8 protein-coding genes are annotated in these 11,804 nt (G+C 70.6%); 4 read left to right on the top strand and 4 right to left on the bottom strand.

The features are described 5' to 3' along the window. Position 1: 1 nt before the first annotated feature. The 4 genes from JIG36_RS05765 (at position 2) to JIG36_RS05750 (ending at position 4,429) form a co-directional block, all read left to right on the top strand. The gene (locus JIG36_RS05765; protein ID WP_203374901.1) at positions 2-595 is read left to right on the top strand and encodes a GNAT family N-acetyltransferase; all 594 of its coding nucleotides are present in this window, start codon (positions 2-4) and stop codon (positions 593-595) included. A 15-nt stretch (positions 596-610) separates the two neighbouring features. Beyond that, positions 611-1,477 (top strand): polysaccharide lyase, encoded by an 867-nt coding sequence (locus JIG36_RS05760; protein WP_203374900.1) that lies wholly within the window; start codon positions 611-613, stop codon positions 1,475-1,477. 261 nt (positions 1,478-1,738) lie between these two features. Beyond that, a complete protein-coding gene (locus tag JIG36_RS05755) occupies positions 1,739-3,340 on the top strand; it encodes a serine/threonine-protein kinase (RefSeq protein ID WP_307872580.1) in 1,602 nt (533 codons plus the stop codon). Positions 3,341-3,355: 15 nt separating this feature from the next. Continuing rightward, positions 3,356-4,429, top strand: a complete 1,074-nt coding sequence (locus JIG36_RS05750; RefSeq protein ID WP_307872579.1) for a CorA family divalent cation transporter — start codon at positions 3,356-3,358, stop codon at positions 4,427-4,429. Here JIG36_RS05750 and JIG36_RS05745 read toward each other — a convergent pair. From JIG36_RS05745 to JIG36_RS53910, 4 genes are all read right to left on the bottom strand, one after another. After that, positions 4,380-5,561 carry an MFS transporter gene (locus JIG36_RS05745; RefSeq protein ID WP_203374899.1) on the bottom strand — a complete coding sequence of 394 codons (1,182 nt, stop codon included), beginning with the start codon at positions 5,559-5,561 and terminating at the stop codon, positions 4,380-4,382. The two genes, JIG36_RS05750 and JIG36_RS05745, sit on opposite strands and share 50 nt — an antisense overlap. Then, positions 5,558-7,156, bottom strand: coding sequence for a GNAT family N-acetyltransferase (locus JIG36_RS05740; protein ID WP_203374898.1), 1,599 nt, complete (start codon positions 7,154-7,156; stop codon positions 5,558-5,560). The genes JIG36_RS05745 and JIG36_RS05740 overlap by 4 nt, the downstream gene beginning before the upstream one ends. Beyond that, the gene (locus JIG36_RS05735; RefSeq protein ID WP_203374897.1) at positions 7,153-8,382 is read right to left on the bottom strand and encodes a DUF6271 family protein; all 1,230 of its coding nucleotides are present in this window, start codon (positions 8,380-8,382) and stop codon (positions 7,153-7,155) included. Before JIG36_RS05735 ends, JIG36_RS05740 begins: the two co-directional genes overlap by 4 nt. 334 nt (positions 8,383-8,716) lie before the next feature. Continuing rightward, positions 8,717-11,794, bottom strand: a complete 3,078-nt coding sequence (locus JIG36_RS53910; RefSeq protein ID WP_203374896.1) for a tetratricopeptide repeat protein — start codon at positions 11,792-11,794, stop codon at positions 8,717-8,719. Positions 11,795-11,804 lie beyond the last annotated feature (10 nt).

Here is an 11,804-nt window from a genome sequence, read left to right as displayed (position 1 = left end):
CATGAGCGCCACGGTCCGACAGTTCCACCCGGTCGACATGGCCGGCGTCTACCGGGTTTGTGCCCGCGTCGACGGCGCCGGCCGGCCCGCGCCGCTCCCGCACGCCAACGACGACTTCCCGGGGCACCTTTACGCCGGCCCGTACGCCACGGCCGACCCCGGGCTGGCCTTCGTCCTGGTCGACGCGGACGGCGTCGGCGGCTACATCGTGGCGACGGCCGACGCCGCGGCGTTCCGGGTGTGGGCCGAGACGTTCTGGTGGCCGCCGCTGCGGTCGCAGTACCCGCCGGACGGGTCCGACCCCGTGGCCGTGTTCCACCGCGGGTTCTTTCCGGTCGGCCCGGAGTTGGCCCGGCACCCGGCTCAGCTGCACATGAAGATCGACCCTCGGTTCCAGGGCCGGGGGTGGGGGCGCGCGCTGATCGAGCGCTGCACCGCCGAACTGCGACGCCGTGACGTTCCCGGCGTGCACCTGATGGTGGCCGGGCAGAACCGGCACGCCATCGGCTTCTACCGACGTCTCGGATTCACCGAGGCCGTCCGCCACCCATCGGGGCGGACGTTCGTGCTCGACCTGTCACGGGGGTCTCCCTAACGATCGGAGCAACGCATGAAAAGGTTCCACGCCCTCTGGGTGGCGGTCCTGCTGATCCTGCTCACGCCGGGCCGCGCCTCCGCCGCCGTCACCTATCAGGGATTCGAGAACGGCGTCTCCCTGCAGCCCTATCCGCGCTCGGCCTGGGCCGCCGCCGGCTGGAACGCCGACTGGGATCTCGGGATGAGCAACCGCACCTGGGTCGACGGCGTCAATTTCCGTCACTCCGGAACGAAGGCGCTGCGCGTCTATTATCCGGCCGGTCAGATCGGACCGGAGAACTCCGGGGCCCAGGCTCGTTTCAAACTGGCCCCGAAACGCGAGTACCACCTCTCGTTCTGGGCCCGTTTCAGCAGCGATTTCAGCTGGGGCGGCACGCAGTTCGGCGGCAAACTCGGCCTCGGGCTCACCGGCAATGCGACACCGTGTTCCGGTGGCGTTCCCTGCACCGGTTACAACGGATTCAGTTCGCGGTTCGTCTGGGGCCGGGACGGCAAGGCGTCGGTCTACTACTACTCGATGGGCCACGAGGGCGTCTACGGCGACGCCCGGGTCCTGAAGTGGACCGACGGCAGCGACGTCTACTACCCGCGCGGGGAGTGGTTCCACGTCGCGATGAAGGTGCGGGCCAACACGGTGACCGGGGGACAGGCCAACGCCGACGGCGAGATCCGGGCCTGGTTCAACCGCCGGCCCGCCGCGACCGTCACCGGCCTGCGGTTCGTACGCAACGGCGACCTCGTCGACGCCGCGTACTTCTCGTCGTTCTTCGGCGGGGCCACCACGGACTTCGCGCCCACGCGCCCGTCCTACATCTGGTACGACACCGTGAAGGTGGCGACCAGCCAGGCCGAGATCTGCGAACTGAACAACGCCTGCTGACAATCAAAAGCCGGGTCCTTCCCGTACGGGGGTGAGGACCCGGCCCATTTCCGCCTTGTCTTCCGTCAATGGGTCGTCGGCATTTTCCGGTCGCCCACTCCGTTCCCGTCACCGGCCGATGACGCGTGGTGATAAACGAACACTGCTCGCATTCATTCGATTCGATCTTCCTTGACGATAATGTTGTCAAACGCGGCCCGTCCGCTGTGTACGGTGCAGATCACAGGCATGGACAACTCCCAGTGATAGGTGGCCGGCGAAGTGGCTGCGAGTCCTTTGCGTCCCGGTGATCCGCGGCGTCTCGGCCCCTATCGGATCGTCGCCCGGCTGGGCGAGGGCGGCATGGGCTCCGTCTACCTCGCCGAGTCGCCCACCGGCGCCCGGGTCGCGGTCAAGGTCGTACGCCCGGAACTGGCCTGTGACGACGCCTTCCGGGCCCGGTTCCGGGGCGAGGTCCGGCAGGTGCGGCGGGTCCCGCCGTTCTGCACGGCCGAAGTGCTCGACGCGGCGGCCGACCACGACCCGCCCTATCTGGTCGTCGAATACATCGACGGGCCGAGCCTGGCCGAGGTCATCCGCGAGAACGGGCCGCTGACCGGCAGCCGGCTGCACGGCCTGGCCATCGGCGTCACGACCGCCCTCGCCGCCATCCACGACGCCGGCATCGTGCACCGCGACCTCAAGCCGGGCAACGTGCTGCTCTCGCCCGTGGGCGGCCCCAAGGTCATCGACTTCGGCGTGGCCAAGTCGCTCGGCACGACCAGTCACCACACCTCGCCCGGCCAGTTCTTCGGCACCGTCGCCTACATGGGTCCCGAACGCTTCCGGCCCGACGCGCACCGCCACGTCGACACGTCGGCCGACATCTTCGCCTGGGGCGCGGTGGTCACCTACGCCGCGACGGGTCAGACGCCGTACGTGTCCGAAACCGTCGTCGCCGCGGCGGCCGGTGTGCCGCTTCCCGCGCCCGAGCTCTCCGCGCTGCCCGAGCTGCTGCGGGGTCTGGTTGCGCGGGCGCTGGAGGCCGATCCGGCCCACCGTCCGACCGCCCACCAGCTGCTCGAGGAGCTTCTGAGCGCCGGTGACGCCAGCGTCCGGACCAGCCTGCGGACACAGCCGGACGTCCGGCGAGCGGCGGCGGCCGTACGGCGTACGGAAGCTTTTGTCCCGGTGGCCGAGACCGGGCTCGCCACGCTCGAACAGCCGCTCCGGGCCGGCCGTCGCCGATTGCCGTCCCGGTCGGTGATGACAGTGGCCGCCGCGGCCCTCGCGGCCGGGTTCCTCGCCTATCCCGCCACCAGCCACGTGGTCGACCGCTCGGCCACCCCCGCGGCGTCGCCCACCGGAGTGCTGCCGGCGGTGATCGGCCGCGCTGCCGACGACAAGGCCAGCCGGGCCGAGCGCAAGGACCTGTGCGCGCTCGGCGGGCCGCTGGAGGCGACACCGCGCGATCCGCACGCGTACGAGTGCCCGGCCGTGGTCGCCGCCGGCGATCAGGTCATCAACGCCGAGTTCACCCTCGCCGCCACCCCGGCCTGCGCCGCTGTCTGGACACACGTGACCGGCACCGGCTCGCACCGGGTCGCCGCCTGCCCCGACCGGCTCACCATCGTGCAGGAGAGGGGCCGCCGGCTGCGGACCGTCGCCACCTGGCCGCTCGACCACCGGCTGCTTCCCGGTGACCCCCACCACCTGCTGATCGCCACCGTCGGAGCCCGCCTCACCGTCTCGCTCGACGACCGCTCCCTGCTCACCACCAGAATCCCGCCGCCCGAGGGCAGCCCGGGCGCGGTCGTCTTCGGCGCGGTCGGCGACACCGGTGGCGCCGTCACCTTCCGCGACGTGTCCGTGGCCAGGCCGTAGGCTCCCTCTTCGGGGGTGAGAATCTTGGACGGCCGCCGCACCTGGCAGCCGCCCCGGCCGGTGGGTCGAGGGCGCGCCGACCACACCGCGATCGTGGGCTGCGAGCTGATCGTGGACGGGGTCGCCGTCGAGCGCCCCGGACCGGCCGCCGACCTGGCCCGGCTCTATGCGCAGGCCCGGGAGCGCGAGGGTGCGTACGTGTGGCTCGGTCTGCACGAACCGACCGAGGCCGCGTTGAGCCGGGTCGCCGAGGTGTTCGGGCTGCACCCGCTGGCGGTCGAGGACATCCTTCACCGCGAGCAGCGGGTGAAGATCGAACGGTACGAGGAGGTCGTGTTCCTGGTCGTGCGGGCCGCCCAGTACGTCGAGCACGAGCGGGTCACCGCCACCAGCGAGATCGTGAGCACCGGTTTTGTCCGGCTGTTCGTGGGGCCGCACTTCGTCATCACCGTACGGCAGGGAACCGTCATGGAACTCAGCTCGCTGCGCGCCGACCTGAGCTCCGACGCGAAGACGCTGGCCCACGGCCCGTGGTCGGTGGTGCACGCGATCCTGGACCGCCTCGTGGACGTCTACGTCGACATCGCGGCCGCCATGCAGACCGACATCGAACTGACCGAGGCGGCCGTGTTCGCGCCCGGCACCCCGGTCACGGTCGAACAGGTCTACCAGCTCAAACGGCAGCTGATGAAGTTCAAGGCGGCCGTGCTGCCGCTGCAGCGCCCGCTGACCGCGCTGGCGGGCAAGCAGTTCCTCGAGCTGCCCAAGGAGGTCCGGCGCTACTTCAGCGACGTCGCCGACCACCACACCGCCGCGGTCGAGCAGGTGGTCGCGTTCGACGATGTGCTCAACGCGCTGCTGCAGGCCCGTCTGGCCCAGCTGACGGTGGAGCAGAACAACGACATGCGCAAGATCGCGTCATGGGCCGCGATCGCCGCGCTGCCGACCGCGATCGCCGGCATCTACGGCATGAACTTCGTCCACATGCCCGAGCTCACCACCCGGTACGGCTACCCGATCGTCATGCTGCTGCTCGTGGTCAGTGCTGCGGTGCTGCATCGGCTGCTGCGTCGCGCGGGCTGGCTGTGACGTCCTCGCCCAGGCGCACCGGCACCACGCACAGCACGGCCAGCCAGGCCGTGACCGCAACGACCGCCATCGCCGTGGTGAGCGTGGTGGCCTCGGCGATCAGGCCGATGACGGGCGGCCCGGCCAGCAACCCGGTCGTGCCCATGGTGGCGGCCATGGTGAGCGCGGTCGAACCCTCGCGGGCCGCCGCCACATAGAGGCACGGGCTCACTGCCGCCATGCCCAGCCCGACGCAGGCGAACCCGGCCAGCGCCGGAACCACCCCACCGGCCGCCAGTGCCAGCCCGAGCCCGGCCCCGGCCACGGCCCCGCCGATCAGAACGACCCGCTTGTCGCCCCAGCGGGCCCGCCAGCCGTCGGCGAACAGCCGCGCGGTCACCATCATGGCCGAGGTCACCGCGATGCCCAGCGGCAGCACCTGCGGGGCGGCGTGCGCGACCCGTTCCAGATAGAGGGCGGACCAGTCGGTCATCGCGCCCTCGGTGATCGTGGTCAGCGCCATGGCCGCGCCGAGCCACAGCCCCACCTTCGACGGCAGCGACCAGCGGCGGCCCTCGGCCTTGGGCGGGGCCGGCAGATCCTGCTCCAGCAGGGCCGGCCGGGCCACGAGGACGAGCAGCACCAGCAGCGCGCCGGCGATGCCGAAGTGCACGGCCAGCGAGCCGGTGAGGGCGGTGACCCCCGAGGCGAGCAGGGCCGCGGTGAAGATGCCGCCGCTGAACAACGCGTGCAGGCGGGCCATGGTGTTGCGTTCGTACGCCGCCTCGAGCGCCGCTCCCTGCGCGTTCATGGCCACGTTGAGGCAGCCGACCGCGACGCCGTCCACGAGCAGCACGGCCAGCGCCACCGGGTAGTTGGGGGCGGCGCCGATCCCGGCCAGGGCCGCGATCAGGGTGAGCCCGGCGGCGATCGACAGCCGCCGCGACCCGAGCACCGCCATCAGCTTCGCCACGATCGGGAACGACACGGCGGCGCCGACCCCGGCCGCCAGCAGCAGCACGCCGACCTCGGCCGCGGTCAGGTGCAGCCGGTCGGTGAGGGCCGGGATGCGGGCCGCCCACGTCGAGTACTGGAAGCCGAGCAGGCAGAACAGCGCGCCGACCGAGAGCTGGGCGCGGCGGAAGGCGCTCATGCGATCACCCGGGACATGTAGACGGCGCCGGGGCCGTAGCCGGGCGGCAGCGGGACTTCGGGATGCTCGTGGAAGCCGCGGGCCGCCCAGAAACCGGCCTTCCCGCCCACGGCGACCAGCGAGATCCGTTCGTACGGCGTCGTTTCCGTCAGGTGCCGCACCAGGCGCCGGGCCCAGCCGCGGCCGCGTAGGCCCTCGCCGACGACGATGTCGTGCAGGTGCAGGTTGGCCGAGCGGTGCCGGACGGTCTCGGCGCGGTGCGGGTCGGGAAACTCGTCCGGGGGATAGGGAAGGGCCAGCAGATAACCGCCGACGCCGTCCTCGGTCTCCAGCACGAACGAGGTGGCCGGCGAGATCCGGCCCCGGGATTCGAGCACCGCGCGCTCCTCGGAGATGCCGCTCGCGGCGTACGCCTCCTTCTCCAGCAGCGCGATCGCGTCCCAGTCGTGGTCGCCGATCGGGCGGATCCGCTCGGCGCGCACGGCCACGCAGCTCAGCGGGGCATAACCGTTGAAGCCCTGGGTGGTGTAGCTGGTCGCGTAGGCGCCGGCCGAACGGATCCACACCGGGTCGCCGGAAACCAGATCGGCCGGTACGGGGGCCGGGGCGCCGCCCAGGGTGTCGTCGCTGTCGCAGGTGGGGCCGGCGACGACGGCGGGCACGAGCGGGCCGCCTTCGCGGGTCGGGAACTCCAGGCGGTAGCGCAGCTGGTCGGCCTCGTACAGGCCGTTGAAGCGCCCGCAGCTCAGATAGAGCCACGGCTCGCGGCGCACGGTGAGCCGGGCGACGTGGGCGCGGATCGTGCCGTGGTCGGCGACCAGATAGCGCCCCGGTTCGACGACGAAGCGCAGGTCGTCGCCCAGCCGCCGCATGCCGGCCCGGATCGCGGCGAAGATCTCGGCGGTGGGCGGGGTCATCGGCCGCCCACCGGAGTCCAGGTATCCCTCGGCGGGCAGGCCGCCGCCCAGGTTGACGTGGTCGAGCCGGATACCGTGGGACTCCAGCGCTTCCCGGACCTCGCACAGGCGGTCGAAGGCGCGTTCCCACCCGCCGACGGTCATCTGCTGTGATCCGACGTGGACGGAGACGCCCGCGGGGACCAGTCCGAGCTCCTGGGCCTCCACGAGCACGGCCACCGCGTCGTCGGCCCCGCATTTGCCGGTGAGCCCCCACAGCGCGCCCTCGCCGGTGGTGGCGACCCGGCAGAAGACGCGCGCGCCGGGTGCGTTCACGGCGATGGCCCGTACGTCCTCAGCACAGTCGGTGGCGAACGTCGTGATACCCAGCCCGTGGGCGTCGGCGATGTCGGCATCGGACTTGACCGTGTTGCCGTAGTGCACGTCGAGCGGCGAGACGCCCGTGGCCAGCGCCTGCCGGATCTCGCCCGGGCTGGCCGCGTCGAAACCGGCCCCCCGATCGGCCAGCGACGTCAGCACCTCGGGCACCGGGCAGGCCTTCATGGCGAAGCGGACGAGCACCCCGGGCAGCTCGCGCCGCAGCGTGTCGTACTGCTCGTCGATGCCGGTGAGGTCATAGACGAGCAGGTCACGCTTGGCGCCGGCGAGGGCCGACCGTACGTGGGGCCGGTCCGTCATGAGGACAGACTCGTGGCGCGGGCGGCCTCGACCAGCGAACTCCACGCGTCGATGAGCAGCGCGAAGTCGTCCATGTCGCGGCGCGCCTCGACCAGCAGGCGTTGCCGGTCCTCCCGGATCCGGTCGGCGACATGCACGAACCGTCCGCCGAGCCGCCGGTAGGCGAGCTCCATGGCGTCGGCCTTGGCCTCGTTCGTCTCGCGGGGCTGCCAGGTGCTCATCCGTACGATGGCGGCGATCGTGGCCGGGTCGTCGCTGGTCATCCGCTCGTACACGAAGTGCAGGTACGCCATCGACAGAATGAACTTGGCGAACCGCATCTGATAGGCCAGGAAACCGGTGTCGGTCTTCCGTTCGGCCGTGTGGAAGTTGACGATGTGCCGGTTGTGCAGCACTCCCGGCAGGCCGGCCTTGTCGGCGACGTGAATGAGAAAATAGTCGCTGCCGATGGTGTCGGTGGCGGGCGGCAGCGGAATGCGTTCGTGCAGCCCGTGAAAGGCGATGTTGTGCATGTCCACGCGCATCGGGTCGACCACCGAAAGCGTCGACCGGTCGCCGTCGAAAGGCGCGCTGCCGGTGAACGAGTCGTCGACCAGCTCCCGCTTCTCGGCGTCGGTGGTGCCGTCGGCCGCCCAGAGGCTGACCAGGTCGTAATAGGCGTCGTGGTCGCGGACCTCACCCAGGTCGACCGACATCTCCCCGACGAACGACGCGCCCACCATCTCGACGGTCGCGTCCCGCAGCGCCGGATCGAGGCGGTCCTCGGTGGTCACGGCCTCCCGCGCCGGCTTCCCGAGCGACAACAGCTCGGCGTGGATCGGGAAGATCTTTTCGTTCCCGTACGTCTGGAAGAAGCTGTCGGAATCCCGCCGGTGCACCGATTCGCAGCCCAGGGCGGCCGCGATCAGGAAGGCCCGGTTGGTGCAGGCGCCGTAGGAGAGCCGGTCCGGCAGCATGAGGTCGAGCATCAGATCGGGCTTGCCGACCCCCGACCGCCCGATCACCCGCCGCAGGAAGTCGCGCTGGGCCGCCTCGTCCAGATGCGACACGTGCGCCGCGCCGCGCAGCACTTCGGCGTGCTCCGCGAAGTGTTCCGACGAGTCGAGCACGAGCAGATGCACCTCGACGTCGAAGTGCCCCGCCGCATACTCGGCTTCGGCCACCACCTCGGCCAGCGTGGCGGTGCACTCCCGATTGGTGGGCACGGTCAGGCAGACACGGCGCACGTATTCCTCCCGCAATGAATTCGCGCAGTCTCGGATTCAGGGCAGGACTTCGGCGCCGTTCCCCGCATTCACGGCGGCGAATTTAGCATGATCGGTCACCTTCCGGGCAAGCCGCAAAGCCCCGACCGCGCTTTCGCGACCGTCTAATCAGGCTGGTCAGAAGCGACTCTCGGGCGATCGCCGGACGTCGATGTGACATCGACCACCGTGATAATGGTAATTGCTATTTATGCAGGTCGCATGCGTGGTGGAGCGAAGGAGTCATGGCCCGGTAACGGCAAGTGTGGGCGCTATTCGCAGACGCAACGTCATCGCCCTCTGCGGGGCCGCGGATTCACCCGGGTGTCTGAGCGAGCAGGGAGCGGGCCTCGGCCAGCGCGGGGCCGTAGCGGCCCGGCCACTGCCCGATCAGGGCCTCGTAGTGGCGCACGGCCTCGTCCAGCATCGTCGACGAGTCGGCCGAGCCAGGCTCCAGGCGAGCTTGGTTGACCAGTGACGCGGCCAGGTCGGGAAGGAAAGCGTCCGGGAGTCCGGCTCGGAGCCGGCGCAGAATGCCGACAGCCTCCGCTGCGGTCTCGGATGCGCCGGCACGGTCACCGGCGCTGTCCAGGAGGACGGCGCGGTTGTTCAGGCAGGACGCCAGTTCGGGCTGAAAGGCGCCCTCGCCCGAAGCCGTGAGCCGGCGATAGATGCCGACCGCCTCGGTCGAAGACGCCAGCGCCCGCGCGACGTACCCCAGCACAGCGAGTCCGTTGGCGAGGTTGTTGAGGGTCCGGGCCAGGTCGTGCAGGTACGAATCGGGATTGGTGGCCGCGAGCTGACGGTAGATCTGTACCGCCTCGTCGACCGCCACCAGACTCTGCCCGTGCCGGCTCAGGGCGGCGAGATGGACGGCCAGGTTGGTCAGGGCAGCGGCTAGTTCGGAGCGGTGCCTGTCGTCCTGAGCCGCCAGCTCGCGCCAGATGCGTACCGACGCCCGCCCGGCTTCGAGCGCCTCCGAGGCCGCCCCCACGTCGGCCAGGCGTACCGAGAGGTTGCTGTAGGACCGGGCGAGCTGCGGCCGGCCGTCGGGATCGATATCTACCTCGGCCTGCAAGCCGAGGTAGATGTCGTGTGCCTCGCGGATGGCGGCCAGCGCGTCTGTGCGCCGGCCCAGGGCGCCCAACCAGACCGCGAGGTTGCTGAGCGAATCGGCGAGCTTCGACTGCTGATCGTCGATCAGGCCGTCGGCCATGGCCCGCCGGCCGTCGACGGCATCGCTCGCGGTGCGAACCGCCGCCTCGTACCGGCCGAGCCGACCGGACCAGACGGACAGGGTGTCGTACGCCGAAACCAGGCCGATCAGGGTGTCTACGTCGTCGGCCAACCGACCGGTGTAGTCGTCGACCACCCTCTGCGCCGCGTGGACGCCGACCTCAGCCAGTACGGTGCTGCCGACCGGGATGCGTTGGAGGACATCGACCTGCCCTTCGACGCCGGTCGAGTCCAAAATTCGGAACAGTGCGGCGATCAACGGGGCCGCCGCCTCGGTGAAGGGCGCTACGTCGATCATGGCTTGGGTCAGGTCGTCCCGGTGACGGATGCACATCTCGGTCAGCGTCTCACCGAGCGTGGCGTCAGCCGCCGGGTGAGCCACCGCCCGGGAGTAGACGGTGAGTAGCCGGGCCCGTTGCGTGTTGCCGGCGACCGGTATCAGGCCGGCGATCAGGGCGGCGTCGTTTGCCATTCGCCGTCCGACGAAGCGTTCAACCAGCCGGTCGGGCTGCATACTTCCCCATATCCGGTCGTCGGTGCCCGGATAGAGATGGCTGATCCAATCACGGAGCGCGGCCCGGCGGTCGTACGGATGCCCCTCCATCCGGTCGAGGCGCTCCAGCAGGGCGTCGGCCTGGCGACGATCGGCGGCGCCGAATGCCATCGCGGCGACCAGGGCATCCTCCATGGCCTGGTCGCCGATCGTGTCCAGCTCGCGGACGCCCCGGGCAGTACGTCGCCAGTAGCGTCGTTCGTGGTGGAGCAGGCGGTCCTCGACGGGCGCTGCTCCGGATACCGGAGATTCCAGCTCGCTCGTGGTCGCGGCGTCGAGCAGGTCGGCCAGCGCCGTCATGTGGATCGTGAGTGCGGTGTCGTCTCGCAGCGACGCGTTGCCCCGGGAACTCAGGCGGGTGGAGATCGTCAGCCAATCGGTGCCCGGCATGGCTTTGGCGAGCACGGTCGCGTAATCCTTGACGGCCGCGCCGTAGGCCGCGGACCGTCCGGCCGGATCCTTCTCCAGCTCGGAGAGGAATGTCGTCCGGGTGCCGTCGAGCATCGACTCCGCGTCGTCGCTCAGATCCTCCCACCAGGGGCCCATCGCCCGGGCGATCAGCAGTATCCGCAACGGTTCCCGCCCATTGTGCCGGGAGGCGGCCCGTAACAGGGCGACGACTTGGTCCTTACGCGACTCGGCGTAGTCCACGACGACGATCATTGGCACCGCGCTGTGCGCGACGGCGGCGAAGGAGTCGGCGGCTGCGTCGTTGCGGAGCCAGAGCGTCGCCCACCTCAGCGAGGTCAGGCGGCTGCACAGCTCCTGGGCGACCCTCGTCTTGCCCTGGCCGCCCGGGCCGTGCACCAGGTGTACCGGCCGACCCGGACGGACGCACCAGCCCCGCAGGCTCTCCATCAGTTCGTCGCGGCCGCGGAAGCGCACAACCTCGGCCCGCGCCCTGAGCAGGGATGCAGCCGAACCGGCCGGCAGTACCTCGATCTCGGCGGCCTCCTGAAGCTCGACCGGCTCCAGGATGGCTGTGCCCACGTGATGGGCGGCGAGCATGTCGAGGAAGCCAGGATCGCGGCAGAATGCGTACACCGGTACGGCTGCGAGGTGACCGTGCTGGGCCCCGGGCGGATCCCAGGCGATCACCCCGGTGAGCAGATCGCCGCAGAACAGGGCGGCTCCGGAGAGGCCGGCCCACGGCGATGAACCGTCGGCCGGTGACGCCGGGGGAACACCGGTCAACGTCAGGTAGTACCGGTCCCCGACGTGGCCGCTGCCGGGATTGAGGCGGCCCTCGGAATGCCAGAGCTCCCCACGTCCCTCGAACGTCCGGGCCCAGACGGGGAACCCGGCGGTCTCGCACGCGGTTCCCGGACGGCCGGTCGCTACCCGTCCCCATCGCGTCGGCACCGGATATTCCGGCCAATCGGCGTCGTCGATCTCCACAAGGGCCACGTCGTCGCGACCACCGGCAGAGCCCCGCCATCGCACAGATCCGGCATAGGTCGCCTCGTTGTCCGCCGTGATCACCTCGATCGGGGCGTCTACCACCGATGCCACGTGCGCCGAGGTCAGGACGAGGCGGGAGCCGATCAGGTAGCCCGAGCCGACCAGTTCCTCCGCGTGGATGCCGACGACCCGGTCGATGTGCACGCGGTGTCTC

It is taken from the genome of Paractinoplanes ovalisporus, assembly GCF_016834655.1.
GTDB classification, from domain to species: Bacteria; Actinomycetota; Actinomycetes; order Mycobacteriales; family Micromonosporaceae; genus Actinoplanes; species Actinoplanes ovalisporus.
The sequence above is the reverse complement of the archived record's forward strand: the minus strand, read 5'-3'. Positions and strand labels throughout refer to the sequence as shown.